At 44.2% G+C, this 24080-nt stretch carries 20 protein-coding genes; 8 read left to right on the top strand and 12 right to left on the bottom strand.

What is annotated here, in order from left to right; genetic code table 11:
* Positions 1-174: 174 nt before the first annotated feature.
* The 5 genes from KI655_RS06560 to KI655_RS06540 all read left to right on the top strand — a co-directional run bounded on the left by KI655_RS06560 (position 175) and on the right by KI655_RS06540 (position 5626).
* On the top strand, positions 175-1227 hold the full coding sequence (locus KI655_RS06560) for an MBL fold metallo-hydrolase (protein WP_285402890.1): 1053 nt from the start codon (positions 175-177) through the stop codon (positions 1225-1227).
* A gap of 178 nt (positions 1228-1405) precedes the next feature.
* Positions 1406-2170 (top strand): hydratase, encoded by a 765-nt coding sequence (locus tag KI655_RS06555; RefSeq protein ID WP_285402888.1) that lies wholly within the window; start codon positions 1406-1408, stop codon positions 2168-2170.
* A 166-nt stretch (positions 2171-2336) separates the two neighbouring features.
* Positions 2337-2855 (top strand): DUF6515 family protein, encoded by a 519-nt coding sequence (locus KI655_RS06550; protein ID WP_285402886.1) that lies wholly within the window; start codon positions 2337-2339, stop codon positions 2853-2855.
* Between the two features lie 100 nt (positions 2856-2955).
* Positions 2956-4332, top strand: a complete 1377-nt coding sequence (locus KI655_RS06545) for a Na+/H+ antiporter NhaC family protein (RefSeq protein WP_285402885.1) — start codon at positions 2956-2958, stop codon at positions 4330-4332.
* 220 nt (positions 4333-4552) lie between these two features.
* Entirely contained in the window at positions 4553-5626 is a 1074-nt protein-coding gene (locus KI655_RS06540) for an AraC family transcriptional regulator (RefSeq protein ID WP_285402883.1), read from the top strand.
* A 17-nt stretch (positions 5627-5643) separates the two neighbouring features.
* Here the strand turns inward: KI655_RS06540 and KI655_RS06535 are convergent, their stop codons facing one another.
* The 3 genes from KI655_RS06535 to KI655_RS06525 form a co-directional block, all read right to left on the bottom strand.
* Entirely contained in the window at positions 5644-6660 is a 1017-nt protein-coding gene (locus tag KI655_RS06535; protein WP_285402882.1) for an alpha/beta fold hydrolase, read from the bottom strand.
* Positions 6661-6784: 124 nt separating this feature from the next.
* Positions 6785-7168 (bottom strand): hypothetical protein, encoded by a 384-nt coding sequence (locus tag KI655_RS06530; protein ID WP_285402880.1) that lies wholly within the window; start codon positions 7166-7168, stop codon positions 6785-6787.
* Positions 7169-7429: 261 nt separating this feature from the next.
* Complete coding sequence (locus tag KI655_RS06525) at positions 7430-9142, bottom strand: RluA family pseudouridine synthase (RefSeq protein WP_285402878.1); 1713 nt, start codon at positions 9140-9142, stop codon at positions 7430-7432.
* Between the two features lie 307 nt (positions 9143-9449).
* Between KI655_RS06525 and KI655_RS06520 the strand changes: the two genes are divergently transcribed.
* Entirely contained in the window at positions 9450-10502 is a 1053-nt protein-coding gene (locus tag KI655_RS06520) for a hypothetical protein (protein ID WP_285402876.1), read from the top strand.
* Between the two features lie 105 nt (positions 10503-10607).
* Positions 10608-11060 carry an NUDIX pyrophosphatase gene (locus KI655_RS06515; protein ID WP_285402874.1) on the top strand — a complete coding sequence of 151 codons (453 nt, stop codon included), beginning with the start codon at positions 10608-10610 and terminating at the stop codon, positions 11058-11060.
* A 159-nt stretch (positions 11061-11219) separates the two neighbouring features.
* Here KI655_RS06515 and KI655_RS06510 read toward each other — a convergent pair whose 3' ends face one another.
* From KI655_RS06510 to KI655_RS06490, 5 genes are all read right to left on the bottom strand, one after another.
* The gene (locus KI655_RS06510) at positions 11220-11507 is read right to left on the bottom strand and encodes a putative quinol monooxygenase (protein WP_285402872.1); all 288 of its coding nucleotides are present in this window, start codon (positions 11505-11507) and stop codon (positions 11220-11222) included.
* A 119-nt stretch (positions 11508-11626) separates the two neighbouring features.
* Positions 11627-12085 carry a hypothetical protein gene (locus KI655_RS06505; RefSeq protein WP_285402870.1) on the bottom strand — a complete coding sequence of 153 codons (459 nt, stop codon included), beginning with the start codon at positions 12083-12085 and terminating at the stop codon, positions 11627-11629.
* Between the two features lie 848 nt (positions 12086-12933).
* Positions 12934-13791: a hypothetical protein gene (locus KI655_RS06500; RefSeq protein WP_285402868.1), complete on the bottom strand. Its 858-nt coding sequence runs from the start codon at positions 13789-13791 to the stop codon at positions 12934-12936.
* The gene (locus KI655_RS06495; protein ID WP_285402867.1) at positions 13792-14646 is read right to left on the bottom strand and encodes an ABC transporter ATP-binding protein; all 855 of its coding nucleotides are present in this window, start codon (positions 14644-14646) and stop codon (positions 13792-13794) included.
* Positions 14643-15014, bottom strand: coding sequence for a GntR family transcriptional regulator (locus KI655_RS06490; protein WP_285402865.1), 372 nt, complete (start codon positions 15012-15014; stop codon positions 14643-14645). Before KI655_RS06490 ends, KI655_RS06495 begins: the two co-directional genes overlap by 4 nt.
* Positions 15015-15180: 166 nt before the next feature.
* Between KI655_RS06490 and KI655_RS06485 the strand changes: the two genes are divergently transcribed.
* Entirely contained in the window at positions 15181-17703 is a 2523-nt protein-coding gene (locus KI655_RS06485; RefSeq protein WP_285402863.1) for an EAL domain-containing protein, read from the top strand.
* Between the two features lie 46 nt (positions 17704-17749).
* Here KI655_RS06485 and KI655_RS06480 read toward each other — a convergent pair whose 3' ends face one another.
* From KI655_RS06480 to KI655_RS06465, 4 genes are all read right to left on the bottom strand, one after another.
* Positions 17750-19489 carry an EAL domain-containing protein gene (locus KI655_RS06480; RefSeq protein WP_285402861.1) on the bottom strand — a complete coding sequence of 580 codons (1740 nt, stop codon included), beginning with the start codon at positions 19487-19489 and terminating at the stop codon, positions 17750-17752.
* A gap of 753 nt (positions 19490-20242) precedes the next feature.
* Entirely contained in the window at positions 20243-20776 is a 534-nt protein-coding gene (locus tag KI655_RS06475) for a type II secretion system protein (protein WP_285402859.1), read from the bottom strand.
* 256 nt (positions 20777-21032) lie between these two features.
* On the bottom strand, positions 21033-22979 hold the full coding sequence (locus KI655_RS06470) for a bifunctional diguanylate cyclase/phosphodiesterase (RefSeq protein ID WP_285402857.1): 1947 nt from the start codon (positions 22977-22979) through the stop codon (positions 21033-21035).
* Positions 22980-23096: 117 nt separating this feature from the next.
* Positions 23097-23654: a hypothetical protein gene (locus KI655_RS06465; protein WP_285402856.1), complete on the bottom strand. Its 558-nt coding sequence runs from the start codon at positions 23652-23654 to the stop codon at positions 23097-23099.
* Positions 23655-24080 lie beyond the last annotated feature (426 nt).

The following is a 24080-nucleotide window of genomic DNA, read 5'->3' as shown; positions in this document are numbered from 1 at the left end:
CTTGATGAATATATAGATTATTTTCAAGCCTAGCTGGTGGGTCTCTAGCTGGGCTTTAATTTTCTTAGAATAAAAGTTACACCCACTGGTTTACTTTTTAAAATTTAAATGTAAACTCATCGGTGTAGTTTACTTTTTGGCTTGACGATCCAGAGCAAAAGAACTGAGCGTTTAATGAAAAAATATCTATTACCGATTGTAGGAGTACTTGCCGTGGCAGCGACTGTAACCGCATATTCAAATTCAAATGAGAAGCTTGATAACTTGCCTAAGAAGTTTGCAAACAGCGAGCTTGAATACAAATCTGGTATGTCAGATATTTTCTCAATTCTAAAAGCGTACGTGACCGTTGAGCGTAAAGAGCCGGTGCCTAAAACAGCGCTGCCTTTAATGCCGATGACCACAGAGCAGCTGGTTGAAGAGCAAGAGGACGTGGTTTACCGACTAGGTCACTCAAGTATCGCCATGAAGCTAGACGGTAAATTGGTGATGATGGATCCTGTGTTCAGTGACCGCGCGTCACCGGTACAGTGGATGGGGCCAAAGCGTTTTCATCCAACTCCAATCTCCATTGAACAGTTGCCAGAGGTTGACGTTGTTGTGATCAGCCATGATCACTACGACCATCTAGATAAAGCAGCGGTAACAGCGTTGGCACAAAAGGTGGAAACCTTCCTAGTACCACTGCGTGTTGGTGCGATTCTAGAGAAATGGGGTGTGAGTAAAGAGAAGATCGTCGAACTTAACTGGTGGGAGTCGGCAACGGCGGCGGGTATCGAGTTCACCTTTACACCGACCCAACATTTCTCAGGGCGTGGTTTACTCGATCGAGATCAAACCCTTTGGGGCAGTTGGGTGATTGAAGGGAACGACAAGAAAGTCTTCTTTAGTGGTGACTCTGGTTACTTCGAAGGCTTCAAAGAGATTGGTGAACGATTTGGTCCATTTGATCTTACGATGATTGAAACGGGCGCTTATAACTCACTCTGGGCAGATATTCACATGTTCCCTGAACAGAGTGTTCAAGCGCACATCGATCTAAAGGGTAAAGTGATGATGCCGATTCACAACAGCACCTTTGACTTGTCGATGCATGATTGGCAAGACCCGCTAGAGCAAGCATCAGAAATCAGTAAAGAGCGTGGTGTCGAACTGATAACCCCAATTATTGGTGAACGCTTACAACTCGCTGGCCCAGTTGAAACCAATGAATGGTGGAAGCTGTAACTCATCCCAAGTCTTGTCTTAAACTCTAAATCGTTTGAGTACTTGAGCGGATGAGTAGATGAAAAGTTCCGCAAAGCAGCAGCCGATAAAGGCTGCTGTTTTTATTTGTGATTTTATCGCTATCCAAAGAAATGAAACTCAGATATGATGCTACCCAAAAACACAAAAGTGGTATTGTATGACAATTAAGTTTAATCAAGCAGCACAAGAGTTGTTGAGCCGCAGAGCTCCGGGAACCAAAGCGCCGCGCTTAAATGAAACGCTACGTCCGTTAAACCTTGAAGATGCCCTTCAAGTGCAGTCGTCGATTATCGACCTACGCTCAGATAAGGTAGGTGGCTGGAAATGCCTATTACCTCTTGCTGAAGACAAGTTTGTCGTTGCACCTATCTTCTCTGACACAGTGCAGCAGGGAACGTCTTGTGAGATGTATGCAGACAACGGTGTTGTACGTATTGAGCCTGAAATCGCTTTTGTACTAAAAAGTGACTTGCCAGCGAATACTGAAGGGTACAGCGAAGAGCAAGTGAATGATGCGATTGGTTCTTGTCATATGGCGCTAGAACTTATGCAATCTCGCTACTCTGACGACAGTGGTGCAGAGTTCTATGAGAAGCTCGCAGATTGCCTTGTGAATCAAGGGCTATACCTAGGTCCACAGCTTGAGCGCGAACAGGCATTCAAGGCGTCGACCATTAATGTGTCAGTGACACAGAACGAAAACACCCAAGAGTTCGATGGTAAGCATCCAAATGGTCTGCCGCAAACACCTATCTACTGGCTGATCAATTACATGACGCGCCGTGGTGTTGATTTTAAAGCGGGTGAGGCGATCATTACGGGATCATACTGCGGAATCGTTGAAGTCGAGTTCGATCAACCGACAACTATCGCATATGCAGGTTTAGGTGAGTATCAGGTAACCTTCTCTCAGAAAAACTAAGCCCTGCGCTACTCGAAGCCCAATAAGTAAGCCATTGACTTAATTCAGTCAGTGGCTTTTTTGTACCTGTAGAGAGCGTGGGTCTTTACATATCTTTACTTCGATTTACGTCGCTTTAAGCCTCGATTGCTAAAATAAATAGGTAGTTTAGTTTTTGGTGAACCCTATGTTTAAAGCTCAATTTGTAAAAAGCGCAACCGTAATCTTGGTTGCTTCAGGACTGGTTGCTCCAATGTCAGCCATCGCTAAGTCGCATCCGACTTACAAGCCATCGAAGAAGGTAGTCGTTGTAAAACCCATCTATCGACCCATCAAAAAGGTGCCGAAACACCGTTACTATTATTCTTACAAGATGCCTAAGCAAACGAGTTACATCATCTTAGCGGGCATTAGCTATGCGGTGATCGATAATGTTTACTACAAGCGCAGTGGTGATCAATACATCTATGTCGAAAATCCACCGGTGACTTCATCTTCATCGTCTACTCGTATTACTACTAGTACCACGACTACAACAAGCTCTTCGTCACACTCAAGCGCAAAAGTAGGCAGCTTAGTGAATAAACTTCCTTCGAACACCACAACGGTGACGATCGATGATGCCACGTTTTACGTCAAAGACCGAGATTGGTATGCACCCATAGCAGGCAGCAACCAGTTTGTTATCGTTGAGCCGCAACTATAGCGTAGATTTACTTAATATCGGACATTTAGACGTCTAGACGTTGACAAGTCTTTAAGGTGGGATTAGTCTGCTGCCCTCCTGTTCTATAGTATGTTTTTCCATGTCTAATTCTAAGCACTCTGATGCGCCAATCGTCCCGAGCGCGGTGGCGTTGATCCCGTTAATGATTTTCCTTGCTCTGTTCATTGGAGTAGGGAGCTACCTCTCTTACCAAGGTGTTGATTTCGCCTTCTATCAGCTGCCTGCACCTATTGCGACGTTGCCAGCAATTATGGTCGCTTTATTGATCAGCAAAGATAAGATCAACCGTGCAATTGAGCACTTTATCCGTGGTGTCGGTCATCCAGACATCGTGGCGATGTGCATGATCTATCTATTGGCTGGTGCATTCGCGGCAGTCGCAAAGGCCTCTGGTGGCGTTGATGCAACGGTAAACCTAGGCTTGTCTGCGATTCCGACGAGCATGATTTTGCCGGGTATCTTCTTAATTTCAGCCTTTATTGCGACAGCGATGGGTACCTCTATGGGCACCATCGCGGCGGTAGCACCTGTTGCACTAGGTATTGCTGACTCGGCAGGCATGAGCCTTCCATTGACAGCGGGTGTGGTGTTAAGTGGCGCAATGTTTGGCGACAACTTGTCTATCATTTCAGATACCACGATTGCGGCGACACGTTCGCAAGGCTGTGAGATGCGTGACAAGTTTAAAGAGAACATCCGCATTGCACTTCCTGCTGCTTTGATCGCGATTGCTATCTTTGCGTTCAACAGTACGGCAACGCAAGTCCCAGAGACTGGCCCGATTGAGTGGTTGAAGGTTCTGCCTTACGTGACGATCTTGGTTTTGGCTGTCTCTGGTATGAATGTGTTCGTGGTACTGACGATTGGTATCCTGCTGGCAGGCAGTGTGAGCTTGGTGGGTGTTCATGACTACAGCCTGACGGACTACGCGCAAGACATCTACGCTGGCTTTGGCAACATGCAAGAGATCTTCCTGCTTTCCATGTTGATTGGTGGTCTAAGTGAGCTGATGCGCCGTCAAGGTGGTTTGGCGTATCTAACTAACCTTGTTAGCGGTATGATTCGTACCTTTGGTTCAAAGCACTCTAAACAAGCCAACGGGCGTGCGAGTGAGTTGGGTATTGCGGGTTTGGTATCGATGGTGAATGCGTGTACAGCGAACAATACCGTTGCAATCATTGTGTCTGGTAGTGTGGCTCGCCAACTAGCGGAAGAGAATGATGTTTCCCCACGTCGCTCTGCAAGCTTATTGGATATCTTCTCATGTGTGATTCAAGGTGTGTTGCCTTACGGTGCGCAGGTGCTGCTATTGGGCTCAGTGTTCAACCTATCGCCGCTTGAAATCGTCTCTCACTCTTTCTACTGTTTCGCATTGGCTATCGTGGCGGTGATCGCTGTATTTATCAAACACCCAGCGCGTCAAACACCTCAAGCAGATAACCGTTACTCAAACTGAGTAATTTTTGGTTTTTAAATCATTCTTGGTTTTAAGTAAGTCTTGTTTTAAGTGATTGTTGGTTTTAGGTAGCTCTTGGTTTTAAAGAACCATGGGTTTTGAACGAAGGCTCCTTGATGGAGCCTTTATTACATTTGGTGAATGGATTACCATTGGTTCAAGTTGTCATCACTATGTATTCAGCGATAAAAGCTGAGTAATCAGTTACTAACATGGACTTTTGATGCTCGCCATTCCCTTACCATTTGTTGCTTCGCTATTGTTAGTCATGGCTGGCATGTTGCTTCGCTGTCGTTACCCACAAACCAGTCAAAAGCCATTTTGGTTTATCACCCTATGTGCGTTAATGATCGCTGTTGTCGGGCTGCGATGGACGGTAGATATGGCGTTATTTCGCTTTCTGCAGCCAATTCTCGGAGCGATGGTGCCTGTGGCGGCTTGGCAGTGTTTTGCGGGAGCCCATCGAAGTCAGCCCAATACCTATTTGCACTGGTTAGGTCCTGTCTCTGTATTGATTGGCGCATTGTTGTATCAGCATATCTGGGTGGGAACCGTCGATATATTGCTGATTTTGCTTTATCTGGGCTATGGCAGCCTGTTGCTGAAATCGTCATTCAGCGTGCCGGAGCAAGTGCGGTTGACCGATGTATCAAGAGTATTGGTTGCTGAACGGGTTGCCGGTGTTATGCTGTTGTTCTCGGCTTTAGTTGATGGGGTACTCTCTTACGATATCTTGTTGCTCAACGCGCAGCACACCAACTTGATATTATCGATTGGCTATATGGTTCTTATTCCTGCAATTGTGGCTGCGGTGATGGTTATCAGTATGAGTATGCCTGTCAACGAAAAACACAAACAACAGCAGGTTTCCTCCTCACTGTTACACAGCTTTACAGAAGAGGCCGATACGCCAGCCACACTCGCGCGAGACGTAGATGAGAGCAAAGCTGAAGAGACCGCGCAGATTATTGCTCAGTTCGATGCATTAATGAGAGAGCATCAAGTATTCAAGGATCCTGACTTGTCTCTTAACCGCTTGGCTCGAAAGCTAGGTATCCCCGCTCGAAAAATATCGTCTGCAGTTAATCAAACTCAGCACCAGAACATTTCGAAGGTGATTAACGCCTATCGAGTTGAGCACGCTAAGACTCTCTTGAAGCAAAGTGATGAATCGATAACTGGCATCTTTTTGAGTTCAGGCTTTCAAACTAAGTCTAATTTCAATCGCGAGTTTTCAAGGATAACAGGGCAAACTCCGAGTGAGTTTCGAAGTTCGCCACAAGTGTTAGATTGAGTGTATTTGATCTCTGTTTATCTATTCAGAAAGCTAACGATGTCACTAAAGATCCATTGATGTAGCTGGTCGCGTGAAGCCCCTGAGCCATCTTTACAGATGATGCCATCGCCGGGTACCTCTTCTTCAAGCAGAAGCTCTGCCCCAAGTTTGCAACGTTGAATGAAGCTAAAGTGAGTAGCACTTTCATAGACCTTGTATCGTCTTGTATTCAGGGGCATATATTCAGCAATGTAGCCAGACTCCAATGCCTGAGGTAGATCTCCAATATCGACACCGGCCGCCAGTATTAAGGTTGGTACTGTAATGTCATTTAAGCTGCCCACTGAAAAGCTGCGAGCAAGCCCCAGATCAAGGCTAACGACACGTTGAATTCGAGTGTCTGAAAGCTGTTTATTGCTTGGCTCTTTATCTTGGGCTTTGTCTAACCCTAACTCTTCAGCAAGCCCACAAGTTCGTGGGTTCGGGTATGCCTGACAATTAGCCTTAAAGGTTGGTCTATCCAGTTTTGCTCCCGCCAATTGCATCACTGTCCAACCACCTAGTGAATGCCCGATAACCGCAACATTGTCTGCGTTAACAGACGACTTCCACGCGGTGTCAGATAATAAATAATCCAGAATACGCGATACATCTCTCGGTCTTTCCCACCATTTAGCTGCTTGCTTCGGAGACTGATCAAAAGAGGTGGTTCCCGGGTGGTCCGCGGCCGCGACGATGTAGCCATGATTCGCAAGTCTGGTCGCTAGCCAGTTTTGGTTTCGCCAGTTCCCTCGGTAGCCGTGTGAGAGCAGGACTACTGGGAAAGTACCTGCTTGAATTTTTGCATCTCTTATAACTTGTGTGCCGATGAAGGCCGGGTTATCGCCAATTAAGGTTGTGTCTGATGTATCTTGTGTGGGATACCAAATCGCAGAGTTCAGAGGGCGACTAGGATCGTCAGTTAAGGTTATTTGAGTGAATCCAGCACCGGAAGCGATGGCGGAATTACAAAGGAAAAGGAAGGGTGCGAGCAGTAAATGTGTCCATTTCATGGTTTAACTCCAATTGATTTTATTGGGGTTAATATGCGGTGAGGCTAGGTGCTGCGCGACCTGAAACACGATCGAGGACGCCCTTAATCGTGTTTCAGTACCGAGTTTAAAGACTCGGTTGTGGTTATTTGCCTCTAGGACGTTTCTCCACTAGGCCGTTTCTTTCTAAGCCTCGTCTCACACTACTGCACAGCTTGCCAAAACGACGCAGTTCTTCGAAGTTAGGGCCTTGTCCGATTGAAATGCTGTGTTCCCAGTACATCAGCTCCGTGTCGACCATCTCAAGCAATTTCTTTGAGCAACCTGAACAGTTTCCTTTATGCCCACAGATAAACGTCTCAGACTCGTAAAGAGGGAGCTCGTTTTTTACTTCTTCGATCAGGTTCAGCATGGCCGAATTTAGATCCGGCTTTTTTGTTGTGATTGGCTTCAAGCTTGTTGGTGCTTGCGCTGCAATTAAAGAAGATGATGGTGTGTTGAGTTGTAGATTCAAAGCAGCTGATGACATATCAAAGGCCTCAATGAAAAAAGAAGAGGGGCATCCTACGCCTTAAAAGAAAGCGAATCTTGATGTAGTGCAATAAGCGTGGAGATATGTCCGAAAGAGGTAGGAGAAATAAGGTGATGAAGTGCGTCGGGAGTCTACGCAATAAGAGCCACAAAGCTGTGGCTCTTATGAGAGAGAAGTGCAGCAAGTAACAATCGTTATTAGGAACCATTAATCAGAACCGCTAGTAAGATGCGCATTACTGGCGGTTTGAGGCAACGCTTAGAACTCCGCGTCGAACTGGAACTCCATCCACTCGTTGGTGATTGGGTGACTCAAGCAAAGCTTCTCTGCGTGGAGATGTAATCGGTCTGCTTTATGTCCGTAGAGGATGTCACCGACGATAGGCATATGAAGCCCCTCTTCATGGGAGCAGTGCACACGGAGTTGATGAGTACGGCCTGTTTTTGGGTGTAGGTAGACCTTGGTTTTACCGTCGTGACGTTCAATCACTTCCCACTTGGTTTCAGCTGGTTTGCCGTGTTCATAGCAAACAATTTGACGTGGTCGGTCGTATAAGTCGCCACGCAGCGGCAAACGAATATAGCCCTCGTCTTGCTCTAGGTTGCCTTCAATCAGAGCGACGTAACGCTTCTCAACTTCACGAGTAATAAACTGCTTTTGCAGGCTTTTGTTTGCGCGACGAGTGAGTGCAAAGACCAGTATTCCCGAGGTCGCCATGTCCAATCGGTGGATCACAAATGGCCCTTCAACGTTCGGGAACAGCTCCTGAACACGAGTATAGGCAGAGTCCTTGATGGTTTTACCCGGTACGGATAAGAATCCAGACGGTTTATGAGCCACAACAATGTGCTCGTCTTGATAGAGGATATCGAGCTCTTTCCCTTCGGCTGGATTTTCTAGAAGTGGATTAGGATCGACCTCTAAGCCTTTCATCATGTGCCCCAAGATTGGTACGCACTTACTCTGACACGAAGCGTAGTACTTCTTGTGTTTACGAACTTCGGATTTAGGCGAACGTCCCCACCAGAATTCAGCCATCGCTAATGGTGTGTAGCCGTGTAGGTAGGCGTATTGCAGCATTTTAGGAGCCGCACATTCGCCAGACCCTGCTGGTGGTATTGGGTTAGTCAATGGCGCGAAGATATGGTTGAGATCTTCGGTTTTACCTTCAGCATTTAGAAATGCGTATTGAGCAAACAACTTGTGCTGTAGTTGATGAGAGATGGATGCGCGTTGCTCTTTTAGCTGCTCAAGTTGTTCAGTATAAACATCAATTTTTGATTGCAGATCAGCCAGACGCTTTTCCCAAGCCGCCTTTAGGTGTTTCTGCTGATTTTTGTCTGCAACGCTGGTTTTGCCAAGTTCAATACTTAATTGCTCAAATTCGGCTTCATCAAGATCCAATTTACCTTGTTCACGCTGTTGCTTACGCACTTTACGGCCTTCAATCACTTGTTGGCGTTGGGCCTCGTTCTCTTGCTCCGCTTGCGCTTGGTTGTGCGCAAGTTGCTCACACAGTGCCAGATAGCTTTCATCGGATTTCAATGCTTTGTATTTCGCATTCACTGCCATCATGTCGGCCGTATCTTGATGGAAGAAACTCTCGCTATTCAACATATCAAATACTGGTGGCACGAAGTGTGGTAGTAGGTTTTGGTCGGCAATCTTTCCAGAAAATGCTGAAAAGTAGCCAATTTCACCTTGTGGGCTGCGCACAATAAGAACACCGAACATCTTGCCGCGGCCTTCTTGTGATTCTAGCCCGAAGTCATGCTGCCAATCGGTTTGTGTTTCAAGATGAGCTTGCAGTTGAGCTGAAGCCAATTCACACAGCGGGTGTGGCTCGTAGTAAAAAGGGAACGTAAAGCGTTCTGGCAGAGAGTATGACTCAATCGATTGGTTGAATCGGGTAAAGCACTGTTCAGGAGAGTGGGTAAATTCTGAAACATGCGAAGAAGTCGATGAGTGCATAGCGTGTCTTTTTACTGAGTGAATGACGTCGCAGAGTTTCTGCGTCAGGCGCCAGATTCTACTCTTTATCGATCATTGCCTCAAATTAGAAAAGAGTCCCAATGTAAATTTTCACACGGATTAACGTGGTTTGTCGTTCTAACGGGAGGCGCAATGATAATTGGGAGGCTTATCAAAATTAATTTGTATTATTATATTTTATTTATTTTGTAGTGGTAATCTAGCCGGACACTATCAGAATTCAACAAACACATTGTTTAAGAGATCGATGAACTTACCCATTGTGTTGACTACAGGGAATCCATTTATGGCATTCACTTTTTCGCTCGAGTCCTTCTTAGACCGCTTCTCTTCATTAATTTCTCCTTTGCGCACAAAGCGATTCGCGTTCAAACCACTATGGATCGGTGTTGGCAGCGTATTTTTGTTATCCGCTTGCAGTGCAGTGACTGAACAATCAAAAGCTTACCCTCTTGATGAGTCTGGAAATTACTATGTTGTGAGTTCAACAGAGCTTGTCGCGGATGGTGCTGAAGGGGAGGAGACTTATGATCTTATTGAAGGTGTTTTGGGGAGAGGCTCCATCGAAGCTCCTGACCTCTATGGATCTGCCAACCACGCTGGTGAACGACACATCACAGAAGCAAATGATCCCAAAGTGGGTAATCATTTTGTATTCCACATTCATGTTGATGAGGACAAAGACCGCGATAAAGTCGAGATCACTGACCGACAGCGCAATGAGATTAAAGTCTACGCGAAATCGGATGACCACCTGAAGGGGGCTTTAGGCAAAACGTTTGAGTATCGCTGGGCATTCAAGGTCAGCGATGATCTGGCAGTAAGTAAAAACTTCACGCATCTTTTCCAATTAAAGGCGGTTAAAGCGCGTGGCAGTGCGGGGATCACTAATTCTCCTTTATTGACGCTGACCGCGAATACACGCAGCGGAAAGAGTGGGTTAGAAGTGCGACACGTTCATTACAACAGTGACCGTCGCGGCACAGAAAATAATACGCTAGCGCATACGGCACGAATGAAAAATGTCGACTGGAACAAGGATATTCAAGGGCAGTGGTTAGAGGTGTTTGTACGTGCTCACTATCATGAGCAAGGGTCACTCTATATGACGGTGACTAAGCTAGGTGAAAGCCAACCACTCATCGAAGTAGATGAACCGAACTTGGAGATGTGGCGCTCTGGTGATCTTGATGGCAAGGGCCATTTTGTGCGACCAAAATGGGGTATCTACCGTTCGTTAAAATCGAAACATTTACTCAAAGACGAGCAGGTGAGTTTTGCTAACTTCGTTATTCAAGAGGTAAAGTTGATTGAAGAGGTAAAGCAGACTGAGAGGTAAACCGGTCGAAGAGTGATTGATATAAGTTATTGTTTTATTGGCATTGTATGGAGTGTGAGGGAAAAAACGTGTTACTCTTTCGCTTTAATATGAATAGGTTGGCTTATGATCCCTTTAAATACTTCGATTGTATCTGGCGTGGCTCTCTCTGAGATTGAGGGTCAGATGAAAATGTTAATCATGAAGCGCGTGAAGGGTGGCTTCTGGTGCCATGTTGCAGGCTCTATTGAGAACAATGAAACAGGCTGGCAGGCGATTGTACGTGAGTTTAAGGAAGAGACAGAAATTGACGTTCAAGCTCTGTATAACGCTCAGTTTTTAGAGCAGTTCTACGAGCACTACTCCAACGTAATTGAACTTATCCCTGTGTTTGCTGTTGTGTGTCCGCCTGATCAAGAGGTGATTCTCAACGATGAACACACCGAGTATCGTTGGTGTACGTTGGAGGAGGCAAAGCAGTTGGCGCCTTTCCCCAATCAACATGCAGTTTATGATCACGTATGGCAATACTTTGTCGACAAAGAGCCAAATCCACTGTATCGAGTAAAGCTGAGCTAACCAAGCCAGACTTAGCAGCACTTGGCTCATCAAGGGCGACCTTCATATCAGCATCGTTTGTTTTCTAAATCGGTTTTCTAAGAGCGATTTCTAAAACAGTTTGCTTTTTAAAACAGATTACTTTGCCTGAAATTTGTTTCTAAAAGCTATGTCTGAATACTAGGGCTGACCACTATCAGTGACTTGGTAGTGGCGTTCAACTCTAGCCGTTTTATTGCCCCAATCAGAGTGTTTGACGCGATGTTGGTGCTGCTCAAACGCCTGCTTATCAATAAACTCTTCATAGACATGAAATATCTGAGGATCATGTTGATCCTGTGTCACCTCAAAGACTAGGCAGCCGGGTTCTTCATGGGTAAGGGTGTAATGTATTGGCAGCGCTGCAAGCACTTCATTAAGGTCATCTAATGGTACCTTGATGTGTCCTGATAGAACGATTTTCGACATGGCGAATCTAACACTCCTTGAGCTGAATGACGGGTTTATAGGAATTGGTGGAATCGAGCCGTTATTAATCGGGACGAATTGTCACAGATTACTTTCCTGACGAGCGCTTTGTCACTGAGTTACTGTATTAGTGAATTCGTCTCTGAGACACGTTCTAAATACCAATGCCCTCGACAGGGTCCATTTGTCAGATACCACTCTCCAGTTACCTTATCAGCGCTGACTGTCCCAGAAAAGCGATAGTCCCATTGCTTATGGCTCGCATATAGGGTTAAGGCATGCGTATCGGCAGCTACCCAGCCTTTAAGTGATGTTCCGTTGTAGGTCAGGCGAAGGAGTGCTTTGCCATTTTCGATGCGACCTGTGATGGTGGTACGTTCGCATAGGTTGTTGTTGGTGGTGTCAATACGCCTTCCAACCCATTCTCCATCAAACTTATCCGTGACGGTGTAACTTGGTGTGTCTGGAAACTTTGGAAAAGACTCTGCATTGCCTGATGGAAACCAGCCGACGTAACGACCAATGAACACAAATAAGATAAACCCGGCAGTGATCGTTAACAATAAAGGCTTTTGCATTGAGAAGTCCTTGTCGATTGGAAAGTTGACGGTGCTTTGAATAGGTAAAGACTTTCCAATTAAGTCGATAAATGTCTTATGGAGCAACAACCTAGCAAAGTTATGCGACTTGGTTTGTGGATTTGGCAGCTAAAAAGGGACCAAGGTCAATTTTGGTTTCATTAAACCGTCTTGAGTTTGAAATATATTTGTCACCAAGCCAATTTAGTGTTAGATATGAAACTTAGCTCAATGGAATGAACTGAGCTATAGTTGATAACTGTGTCATATTATGATGCAACGACCACGCGCTACTCTTTATATTTTGTGATGTGTATCGTTGATTTGGCCATAAAACACAGTTAGATTCGAATAGTTGGCAAATAAAAATAGCTCATGAAGAGCAGTCAAACGGAAAGGATATAACCCTTATGAAAAAAATGAGAAGAGCACAGCTTCATCGCGTTCGTATTCAATACTGGAAAGACACAGCGAAAGAAGCTTCGAAAAAATAAGCTAATACATTTATAGCTTTAACAGCCATATTGGCATTTCCCCCATGTGCGTAGATAGGCGACTCCTGACCTAAGCACATAACCAACCCCAGAGCTGGCAAATCTTATACAGATACAACAATGCCAGCTCAGTTATCTCCCCTAAATACTTGTCACTTTAAATTCTGAACATCTCAATCAAAACTCACACTGATACTTAGCACCTTATTACTACCAATTTCGTCATAGCAAAAAGTCCCTAAAAGCAAAAAGCCTTTCAAAACAGCAAGTCCGTAAAAACAAAAGCCCCTGATGAACAGAGGCTATGAGTGGCGATTCGACCTTCAATGATTGAAAAGGCCTAAATGGGTGATGCTAACGCAGGAACAGGTTTCTCCAGCTGACATCTTCGGTTCTATTGAGTCTTAGGCTTGCTTGGTATGCCAGAGCGCCAAGCACCACGTAGACAATCATCGATAATACAGGCGCTTCAATGACAGCACTAAGCGGATTCGGACTAAACAGAGCTGTGATCGGCAAAGAAACGATCAGAGCTAGGAAATCACTCAACCACTGAGTTCCGAACAGCGTTAGCGAAAACCATTTGAGAGCGTAGCCACCGATGAACATGATCAGTAGTGGTGAATTAACGACCTGAGAAATAGCGAGGGTTATCATCGCGAGTGGCAAAAGCACCAGAGCGACCAACACCATTCTAAATAAAAACATCAGCCAGTTAGTGAGCACATAAAAGAGCGATTGCTGTTCAACCAACAGAGCCAGTTGCTTAGAGTTAAACGCTTGGATCAACCAAAGTTGAACATCTGAAATTAACACCAATAGCGAACAGATCGCAGGAATCACCAATAAACCAACGGCCAACTTAACGCCATGAGTTAGGTGGTTCGACACCGGCATGCTACGCCAAAACATAGCACTGCCTTCTTGGCGCTCTTTTCTCAATGTTTTTGGAATGTAGAGGGTGGTGAGTAGAAGCGACAGTCCGCCCGCTACCACAACAATCAGCGAGTTAATATCACGTGCAAACTCTTGATGGATTTCACTGATGTCGCCATGAACTTCCATTTGGAAGAAAACATTGTGCTGCGCTGGTGTGTTAAACATTAAGCTTGCAAACAACACTAGGCTAACTAGGGCAACAAACATTGGGAGTCGTGTGATTAGCTTATGCTCAATCAGCTCTTTTTCGATCATATAAACGCTAGGGTGCATTTAAACGTTCTCCTTTTGTGTCGCGAGGAAAAGGTCGGAAAGTCCAACATTGAGTGTTTTACCAAAGCCCTCAGTCTGAGGTTTGTACTGGCTCTCTAACAGCCATTTCGTGCTGCCTAGACTCGGTTGTGAGCTTAGTGGCTTAAGTTGAGTGATTGTCGAAGTATGTTCGTTGCTTGCATCAAGAATGAAGTAGTCACTTTCGATTTGCTCCATGCTTTTATAAAGCACAGACTTACCTTGTTTGATGATTAACACATCGGTAAGTAGATGCTCGATTTCAGCGACTTCATGGCTTGCGACAATCAATGCGCGCTCACCGTCGTGGAACCATTCGAGTAGGTGGCGATAGAAGGTGTCACGGTAGATAAGATCAAGGCCAAGCGTTGGTTCATCGAGGATCAACACCTTGGTATCGGTAGCGATAATGATGGAAAGGTGCAGTTGTACCTTCATCCCTTTTGAAAGCTGTTTGATCTTTGAAGACAATTTTATATCGGTGTTACTCAGAATACGTTCTGCGCGAGAGCGATCAAAACTCGGATGAACGCCTGCCGTATACTTGAGCAACTGTTTGACACTCATCCACTCAGGAAGAACGTTCACATCTGAGATGTAAGAGAGATGCTGCATTAGCTCTGCGTGTTGCTCGATAGGGTGACAACCATTGATTTCGATGTCGCCTTGATAGCGGTGCCCGCCAAGTAGCGATTTAATCAGAGTCGATTTTCCCGCGCCGTTATGACCGAGTAAACCTAAGACTTGTCCAGCTTTAAGCTCAAAGCTGATGTTATCTATGCCCGTGTTATTGGCATAGTGTTTAGTGACTTTGTTAGCGGAAAGCAATGTCTTCATGACTTTTCCTTTGTTTGTTGTTCTAGCAGAGAGACGAGCTCATCGATGCTCATGTCTATGTTTTTAAGCGTTACTGCGATCTCTGGAACTTTGTGAGTAACGAAATCGCGATAGGCACGCTGCTTTAATTGTGCCTCGGCCCCGAGTGCGACAAACATCCCTTGACCACGTTTTTTCTCAATCAAGCCTTCGTCAACCAATAATTGGTAGCTCTTCATAACGGTGAGGTGGTTTATCTTGAGATCCGCCGCGATCGTTCGCACGGAGGGCAAAGCTTGTTCATCTCGCCAAACCCCTTGCATGATTTGCTCGGTGATCTTGCCAGCCAATTGCCGGAAGATGGGTTGGTCATCTTTCCATTCGATCATAGTCACTTCGGTATGGTGATATACATGTGTATAACACTAAACTTATTATTGAGATTAGCAACTGTTTTTTATAAACCCTGCGGAATTTTTATTTTTAGGGATGGATGTTCAGTAAAAATAATGCGAACATATGGTACTTCGTACTAATTATTCTATAAGTCCCTGCATGCTGCACATCAATGATAAAAAGCTGGTTTGGTTTACTAAGTACCTGCCGATTGCGATCATCATCTCTTCTGCGCTCATACTGAACCTGATCATGATTACTGGTGTTGACCATAAGGTTAGGGCATTGGTTGATTTGGTGCGTTTGGATTACATTGCTGCGCAAAAGCGCCTGATTGAAGCGCAAGTATTGCAGGTCTCACAGCAGATCGAACAGTCACAACATCTAGCGGAAGCTGAATCGAAGAGAAATCTAAAAAAGCGTATCGATCGCGCTTATACCGTGGCTCAGAATATCTACTCTTCTAACCAGCACCTTTCTCATCCCGAACTGAAAGCCATGATACTCAACGAGATACGTCGAATGAGTTTTGCCAATAAGGAAAACTATATCTACGTCTATGACATGCAGGGGACAGCGCTGGTTCATCCAATAAGACCTGAATTTGAGAATACTAATCGAATGGGCGCTAGCAACGATGAAGGTCAGTTTGTGGTTGCTGAGCAGATTGCCTTATTGCAAGAAGCTAAGAGTGGGTTTGCACGTTATAAATTTAAACGTCCGGGTCATGGCGAACAAGAGTTTGAAAAGTTGAGTCACATTCGTCGCTTTGAGCCTTACGGTTGGTTCTTTGGTTCAGGCATCTACCTTGATGATATCAAAGCGACAAGTTATCAACGCATCCTAGATATTCTTGCTAATGTCACCATCGGCAAAGATGGCTATATCTTTGTGTTTGAAGAGAACGGAAACACGCTGCTACGTAGAAATGAAATCTTGATAGGCAGCGGACAGAATTTGTATCAAGAGATCGGAGAGAGCTTTAAAACTCAGGTTCTAAGTCAATCTAGAAACGGTGGATTTGTTGATTACATCACCAAAGACAGCAAAGGTGTACTTGGGCCGAAAACAAGTTATGTAAAGAAGATTGAGGGCTGGAACTGGGTTGTAGGGACAGGCATCTACCTCAACCATATTCAGACGTCTATTGAGAAACGCAAAGAAGAGTTGATGCATGATTCGCGCAATGAGTTTGGTCTTGTACTCGTATTCAGCGTTGTGGCGACGCTTATTTGCATTTTCTTGAGTGTTTTTGTCAGCCGTAAAATATCGCTTCGTTTTATGCAGATGGAGCAGCGTATCGCTGATGATTTTAATCGGTTGAAAAACAGCAGGCGTCGTCTAAAGCATATGGCGAGGCATGATGCGTTGACTGCGCTACCCAATCGCTCAGAGCTTGAACATCGAGTCAATCACGCCATTGCTAAGTCTAAATTGCAAGACAAGCTGGTGGCGATTGTGTTTGTTGATCTTGATGATTTCAAGCGCATCAATGATCAGTATGGACATGGTTATGGTGATGAACTTCTCAAGCAGATCAGTCATCGATTCGAAAAGTGTCTAGATGAACACGACATTGTGTCTCGCTTTGGCGGTGACGAGTTTGTATTTTGTCTTCCTGAATTGGACGAGTTGGCTCAAGCAGAACAGAAAGTGGCGCAAATACAGAGCATCTTCAACAAAGCGTTCGATTTGCGTGGTATCACTGTGACCACTCAATGCTCTGCAGGTGTGGCGATGTACCCGTACGATGGTATCGAAGTCGACGAGCTACTGACTAAGGCCGACATCGTGCTTTACAAGGCGAAAGATAGCCAGAAAGGTGAGGCCGTCTTTTATGATGAGGTGATCAACAAGCAAGTCACCTATGACTTCCGTGTTGAAGAGCAGCTGAAACTGGCGTTAAAAAACAGAGAGATCAGCGTGGTTTACCAACCGCAGGTTGATTCAAAGACGCAAAAGGTGAGAGGGGTTGAAGCACTGTGTCGTTGGAACAATGCTGAGCTCGGCTTTGTTTCACCGTTAGACTTTATTCCTGCTGCAGAACGTCTCGGTTTAATACAAGAGCTGGGAGAGTATGTATTGCAGCAAGCGTGTGAGGATACGCTGCTGCTTATGCCAAATGGGCAAGATGCCATCGGTGTCTCGGTTAATGTTTCACCTAAGCAAGTATTAGAGAGCGGCTTTGCAAAGAGGGTTGAACATTTAGTGAGTGCTACAGGGCTATCAGCGAATCGCGTGACCTTGGAGATCACGGAGAACATCCTGATTAAAGACCTCCATATTGTCGAGCCGGTACTCAGACAACTGCGTGAGCTTGGCTTTGGGATCTCGCTTGACGATTTTGGTACCGGGTTCTCGTCACTCAATTATCTAAACACCCTGCCTGTCAGTGAGATTAAAATTGATCGCTCGTTTATTGGTAAGCTCAATACTAGCGAGCACAGCGCAACCTTAGTTAGAGCGATTATTGATATTGGTAATTCATGCCAGATGAAAGTGGTGGCAGAGGGCGTTGAGACCGATGAACAGATGGCTAAGCTGCAGCAATATGAGTGTGACTTATTGCAAGGCTTCTATTTCGATAAGCCGCTGCCCGTAGCAGGATTAATGGCGACTTATTTTCCAAAGTCGCCACAACGTGCTCGCAACGTTAGCGAGCACGCAGAGGCTTGTATATAGAAGCTTCTAGATACATAGAGCTGATTAGCTGTCATGTTAGGGATTACTAACTTGTACGCTCAGGTCGACTGTAGAGGTAACCTTGGTGCAAGTTGTAGCCTAATTGGCACAGTATGTATTGCTGCCTGCGTGTCTCGACACCTTCGTAGATCATGGTCATGTTCGATAAGCGACCAATCTCAGAAATGTTGAGTAATACGCCTTGGTGATATTCACCAGACTCAATATCCTTCACAAAGCAGCGGTCTAACTTGAGATATGTTGGTGAAATTGCACTAATGATTTCGATATTGTTGTTCCCAGTACCAAAGTCGTCGAGTGCAATGGTGATCCCAAGTTTCTTGATCGTCTTGATATTGTCGATAACCTCATCGCCATAACCGATATTGGAATATTCGGTGATCTCTGCGACAAACTCATTGGCCTCCATTGCCGCCAAGTGAGGCTTGATTTTAGCGAAATTCGCGCCCACCAAGTTGCTTGGACAAACATTGACGCCATATTTGTCATGGCTGTTGTTGTTCTTCGCGCTTCTCACCGCTTCTATCATTAAAATGGTATGGAAGGTCAGCAAGTTAGAGCGTCTCATCGAGTTGATGAAATCTAACACTCCTACTGAACGCACCCTAGATAGCAGCTCATAATAGAGAACGCTGTTATCTTCGGTGTTGATGATTGGTTCTTCTTCAAATGAGATTCGCTTCCAGCGCAGCATGTACAGCACCACGCCGAATAGGTGGCGATGGTAGAGCAGTGCCGTTAACAGCAGGGTTAATGTTACCCAGATAACGCTGATATTGTGGCTATAGAAGCTGATGGTTGCTCCTGTGGCTAGCGAGTGATCATAAAGGGGAGAGTGGTTCTCGTTGTGATGGAGGATGACATTGCCATGCTTTTGAATCGACACGGAATCAACGAACAAAGGCAACAGTGAATTTCGATAGCGAGCTTCAATCGAGCGCTTAGGGATACGCACCGTGAGAAAGATGTTTTCGTCGGGGTAAGAGAAATCTGAGTAGGTAAAATCTAAACTGTCGTAGAACTCTCCGATGTTATCAGGAATAACGGCTTTTGATCGCGTTGTAGAGATATAGCAGGAACCATCAGGAGTGGTCATCACTGCAGAGTCTAGATTTAAAGAGTGCCTCATCGCTTGAACAGCATCGCTGTTATCACACCCATAATTTTTAAGCTCTTGGGTGACGAGCTTGGTATTGTCGCTGAATTGGTCGGCGATCTTTGTCGTATAAAGGATTTGAAAGAAGTAGATAACAAACAAGATCAATGACGAAGCGGACAGGACGATAATGGTCCCTTTAAATAGCTCTTTATAGTAGGTACGAAGCAAGAGCAACAGCACCTTAAAGTGGGTTGGTTTGAATTGGTTGATGTCTACCCTAGAGTTAACTTGACTGGTTGGCGCTCTGTCGAGGTCAATAAAGTATCCGACTTTGTAGAGATTTGAAATGAGTTCACTCTGGGATTCAACATTCGCCTTTTTGCACAGGTTACGGTATTTTCTTCTTATTGATGCAATGGTGTTTTTTAGTGCGTATAAGCTGAACTCTTCATTGAAATTTTGTTTAAATGATTCTTCAACATCTCTCGCAGAACGAGGGTTTGAAATTGAAGAGTTATCAATTAAATACTTTATTACAAAACTCTCCTTACTATTGAGAGTCTCTTCCGATATTTTGCAACTGTTCTTTTTTATATATATTTTTTCTTCATTATAAATTAACTGTAAGCTTTCATTGTCGTTATATATATTCAGGGAACAGTGCATAGCTTAACTCCTAAGTGATGGTTGTTTTCGTTATTATGTTAATAATCAGTTTATTATTGCTCATTAAACCCAGCGTCCCTTCTAAACGGCATCACGTAAAAGTCACTATTTCTCTCAATACTTTGATACTTATCGCAGAATTTGGGCGTCAATGAAGAATTGTAGAGATGTTCATTCAAAAGAAGGATTTATAAATCAATAAAGGAGTTTTACAAGAGGGAAGAAGGATAAATCCATTTGTTTTGGTATTTATCCAATCTGAATTTGCCGTTTATGATGATTTTTGGTTCAGTTTAGCTAACCTAAATTAGCGATACCTAATATAAGTAATTTTTATTGTACGGGTGTGTTATATAGATTTTAACTGGGAAATTATGATTAGAGCTTTTAAACTACAATATAGGGTATGAAAGACTCTTTAATTTAAAATTAAAGTTCATTCAAACTAAGGAAAAATATTTTCAGTTTGCACGAATAAAAATGTATTCATACAGAGATGATTATAAAAACTACACTCTAATTACATAAGGCTATAGATTATATTGTTGGATGAGTTTTGGTTATAAATTGATTATGAAATAATTATGTAACTAACGGTGTTATTCTCTTAAAAAATATATACGAGTACATTAATTATCGAAGAGATTTGAAATGAGAATATACGATGAGTAATTATACTCTTAGAGTCGATGACGCAGGGAGGAAGATATTTCCCGTAACGTCATCAACGGTTGATTTTAACCCTCGCAACTTTTAGCAAGCACTATCAAGAACAACAATTTGAGGTTCTCTTTCGGGTTGATAAAGCACTTGGCAGTAATCCCCCTTGGGTAAGAATGTATATGTTGTTCCTGTAAAATGGATTGCAGAAACAAGCTCTTGTGGATGTGTAGTGATTACATCTTTCTCTTTAATTTCTATGTTACGGACGGAGAGTGGATAATCTTGGTTGATCTCGTTTCCGTTTCCATCGGTTTTCGGTGGGATGTTCATTAACTCGCTAACAGAACTAATGTAAGCAATAGGGTATGCATGGCAGACAGGATAATCGTATATTCTCGTATATGGTTCCGCATACGAGCATTCATTCTCTACGCCTTCGACCATCGATTTTGCATATATCATATCGATACCCGTTTGAAGGTTTGCAGCGATTTCGCGTATTTTATTGGCACGTGCATCACTCTGAATTTCCAGAAACCTCACCATGGCCGTTGTTGCGATGATAGCGACAAGCACCAAGCAGACAATAAGTTCGAGTACAGTAAAGCCGGATTTCTTGTGCATAGTATCTCTGTTTCATCTAGTAACTTAGAGTGGCTTTGGTAAGTGATTAATCGGACAAAGCCTTGTGTGTAATGAGGTTAAACGAAGCGCACTTAACAAAACAGATAGCCGATGGTTTCAAATATTGATTAGATTGTTTTAGTTACATTAAATATCAATAAAAACAATCAGTTAAGACTACCCCTTTTAGATTTGTACAATGTAAGCCTGTGTAAGGGGTATCATTGTTAACCATATGAAATTATTGAATAAAATATCAGTGATAGCTTGGAGTTAGAAAGTACTCTTCGATCTCGTCGGGGCAAATAGGCTTACCAAATAGAAAGCCTTGAAAGTATTGATAACCACAATTAATTAGAAACTGTTTTTGGCTTTCAGTTTCGACACCTTCTGCCACCACTTTAAGCTCAAGCTTTTCACAGATAGCATGCGTTGCTTTGACGATCGCCTTACTTCCCTGATGTGAGCCATGAACAAAGCTTTTATCCAGCTTTACCGTGCTGATGGGCAGGTCATGCAACATCGAGAGTGACGAGTAGCCGGTTCCAAAATCATCAAGGTGTAGCTCAACTCCGAGTGCTGCAATGTCATAGAGCACTTGTTTAACTTCACCGTGTTTGAAGATCATCGCCGACTCAGTGATCTCCAGAGCGACTTTGTTTGCTGGCAGTTGGTAGAAGTTCAACATCGCCGACAGTTGTTCAGCAAAAGCGGAATGGATCTGCTTGCCAGAGATATTGATATTCAGTGAGAGCTCTGGGCTAAATTTTTTATGCCATTGTGCTAGCTGCTTGAGGGCCGCGTTCAATACCCAGCGGCCTAACGGAACAATTTGCCCTGTCTCTTCAGCAAGGCCGATAAACTCACGTGGTTCAATTTGGCCTAGGTCTTTATCTTTCCAGCGCAGAAGAGCCTCAAAGCCAGTGATCTTGTTAGATTCACTATGAATAATGGGCTGATAGTGCAGGTGTAGGTTATCGTTCTCTATCGCACCTGCTAGTCGGTGGCGAATATCAACTTTGCGATGCAGCGCATTAGCAAGATCAGGCGTAAAGGTTTGGTAGCGATTCCTGCCGTTGGCTTTTGCCATGTGCATCGCCATACCAGCTTGTTTGAGCAGTGATTCTTGATCCATCGCGTTGTCTGGGAAATGGGCGGTCCCAATGCTGCATCCCACGGATAAGGAGCCAATGCCAGCGATATGGAAGCTTTTGTTCAGTGCGTTGATAATTCGCGAACAAAGCAGAGGGATGTTTTGGTTACGACAGGCGTGTGCGATCACAATGAACTCATCACCCCCAAAGCGACCTATCATGCAAGTATCATCTAGCAATTCTTTGAGCCTGATACCCACCTGTTTGAGTAGCTGATCACCGACATTGTGGCCATAGGTATCGTTGACCAGTTTGAAACCGTCTAGATCGAGAAACATCAGTTCGAATGGGGAGCGGTAATCAATACTAGTAACCAACAAGTTAGTGATACCACGGCGATTATAGAGTTCGGTTAGGCAGTCATGCTCGGCGTTGTACTTTGCTAGTAAAAGGCGTTCTTTTTGACGAGTAATGCAGGTCAGGTTAAGCAGTAATTGGCTCTTGTCGAACAACCACTTCCCCTGAACATCGAAGTAGTGGATCTTGCCACCTATCTTACAGCTGACTTCTTCAAGGAGCTCTTGCCCACGCATGGCAGAATACAACCAGAGGTCGACGGTCTCCTCGTTCCCGAGGAAGTCGATCAACTGATTGAAAGGGTTGCCGTAGTTTTGATAAAACGCTGTGTTCACGCTGACCACTGCGCCTGTTTTATCAAATAGTAAAGACAAGTTAGAGCCGTCAGAACAAGCAAGGTCGTGCTTTAGGCTGTTCTCCTCAGCGACAACTTGAACCAACATACCGATACGACCATCGGGCAGGGGAATACCTGAAAACTGACACAAAGCACGCTTGGCTATGTGTTTTGGGGTGAAGTTCCACCAGGTCTTGATGGTTTGATTGAGATGAAATTGCCTTTGATACTCTTCGAGTGTCGCCTCAATAGCTTTTGACATCTCTTGCCCAAGGTCGCGAGAAGCCAACTCTTGAAAGGAGTCAGCCTCCCAGAGTGGCAGTGCGCTCTTATTCGCCCAAACGATCAGTTTATGGTCGATGTCGTAAACCCAGATAGGGCATTTTAGATGCTCAAATGGTAGGTAAGTTTGCATAACTAAGGCTTAACTGAAAGAGTGAAAAGAGATAAGCAGCCATTTGTATCAAGGCTGCTGCAATTCGCCATGAGTGTTTTATTTATGCTTGGAAGGGCGATCATGGACAATTCGAAACTAGAGGTTCAATGAGCGAATGACTTTAGTCACACGCCCTTGAGTGTTGACCTCGATGACATACCCCTTTTTGTCATCAAAAATTTCACCATCAATGAGATGCCAAGCCCCTTCTTGTTTGATGATCTCTTTAGCGTAGTTTTGATCAAACATTGATTCATTCGGATAGACGGTCTCTATAGCTTCAAACAACAGCTGTGCTTGGTCTTTATCTGTTACTTTGAAACCACTCTTGATACACAGTTGAAGCTCAGGGAGAGGCTGGGTGGTGTAAGGTTCTGTCATTGAACCGAGAACGCCGTTGTGCGAATAGAACTGATAACGGCCAAAGCTGCTCTCGCTGCCGTTCGGAGATTTTAACGCCGGTATTGCGCTGTAGAACTGACAATCAAACACCATTTTCTGAATGATGCTGCTCTGCTTCATCACATCGACTTTCATCCAAGACATGACATGTTGCTCAATCTTTTGTGCCGTCTCATCTAATGGGGCGGCGTTAACCGTGTTAAAAGATAGGAAATTTGCCAAAAATAGTGCAGCAAGGTGTTTTTTGTTCATACGATAGACCATTGAGAGAGTTATTTATTTGGTGAATAATTCATGTCATCGATACTAATCAATCACTGAGAAGAAAAATACACTCGCAAATAGATTGTGAGGTTGATTCCACTGTCGGCTTGTTGAAGTAATCGTTTTCCCTGTCATGATCACTTATTCCTCTAGATTTTATTACTGCTATCTATCTTTCTATTAGTAATAAATTTTGCATAAAGACAGTGGATAGAATGAATGAACTTTTGGTTAGTTGTAAATAATCTGTATGTAAGGGAGGGTAAGAAAATAAAGGAGATGTAAGAGGAGCAAGTTACTATGCTGTCAGTTTTATAAATTTGTTTTTAAGGATATAGATAAAGGCGCAACAGACTGCATTTAAGGTCAAAACCGTAAAAACAGGTGTACAGAGATGAATACATTGTTTTGCGT

The sequence above is a fragment of the Vibrio sp. D404a genome, assembly GCF_030248535.1.
Taxonomy (GTDB): domain Bacteria; phylum Pseudomonadota; class Gammaproteobacteria; order Enterobacterales; family Vibrionaceae; genus Vibrio.
This window is presented reverse-complemented; position numbering and strand designations above follow the sequence as displayed.

Bases quoted from the DNA above. Each gene is read 5' to 3' on its own strand.
- KI655_RS06560 (WP_285402890.1), top strand. From the start codon at position 175: ATGAAAAAATATCTATTACCGATTGTAGGAGTACTTGCCGTGGCAGCG.
- KI655_RS06555 (WP_285402888.1), top strand. From the start codon at position 1,406: ATGACAATTAAGTTTAATCAAGCAGCACAAGAGTTGTTGAGCCGCAGA.
- KI655_RS06550 (WP_285402886.1), top strand. From the start codon at position 2,337: ATGTTTAAAGCTCAATTTGTAAAAAGCGCAACCGTAATCTTGGTTGCT.
- KI655_RS06545 (WP_285402885.1), top strand. From the start codon at position 2,956: ATGTCTAATTCTAAGCACTCTGATGCGCCAATCGTCCCGAGCGCGGTG.
- KI655_RS06535 (WP_285402882.1), bottom strand. From the start codon at position 6,660: ATGAAATGGACACATTTACTGCTCGCACCCTTCCTTTTCCTTTGTAAT.
- KI655_RS06530 (WP_285402880.1), bottom strand. From the start codon at position 7,168: ATGTCATCAGCTGCTTTGAATCTACAACTCAACACACCATCATCTTCT.
- KI655_RS06525 (WP_285402878.1), bottom strand. From the start codon at position 9,142: ATGCACTCATCGACTTCTTCGCATGTTTCAGAATTTACCCACTCTCCT.
- KI655_RS06520 (WP_285402876.1), top strand. From the start codon at position 9,450: ATGGCATTCACTTTTTCGCTCGAGTCCTTCTTAGACCGCTTCTCTTCA.
- KI655_RS06515 (WP_285402874.1), top strand. From the start codon at position 10,608: ATGATCCCTTTAAATACTTCGATTGTATCTGGCGTGGCTCTCTCTGAG.
- KI655_RS06510 (WP_285402872.1), bottom strand. From the start codon at position 11,507: ATGTCGAAAATCGTTCTATCAGGACACATCAAGGTACCATTAGATGAC.
- KI655_RS06505 (WP_285402870.1), bottom strand. From the start codon at position 12,085: ATGCAAAAGCCTTTATTGTTAACGATCACTGCCGGGTTTATCTTATTT.
- KI655_RS06500 (WP_285402868.1), bottom strand. From the start codon at position 13,791: ATGCACCCTAGCGTTTATATGATCGAAAAAGAGCTGATTGAGCATAAG.
- KI655_RS06495 (WP_285402867.1), bottom strand. From the start codon at position 14,646: ATGAAGACATTGCTTTCCGCTAACAAAGTCACTAAACACTATGCCAAT.
- KI655_RS06490 (WP_285402865.1), bottom strand. From the start codon at position 15,014: ATGATCGAATGGAAAGATGACCAACCCATCTTCCGGCAATTGGCTGGC.
- KI655_RS06485 (WP_285402863.1), top strand. From the start codon at position 15,181: ATGCTGCACATCAATGATAAAAAGCTGGTTTGGTTTACTAAGTACCTG.
- KI655_RS06480 (WP_285402861.1), bottom strand. From the start codon at position 19,489: ATGCACTGTTCCCTGAATATATATAACGACAATGAAAGCTTACAGTTA.
- KI655_RS06475 (WP_285402859.1), bottom strand. From the start codon at position 20,776: ATGCACAAGAAATCCGGCTTTACTGTACTCGAACTTATTGTCTGCTTG.
- KI655_RS06470 (WP_285402857.1), bottom strand. From the start codon at position 22,979: ATGCAAACTTACCTACCATTTGAGCATCTAAAATGCCCTATCTGGGTT.
- KI655_RS06465 (WP_285402856.1), bottom strand. From the start codon at position 23,654: ATGAACAAAAAACACCTTGCTGCACTATTTTTGGCAAATTTCCTATCT.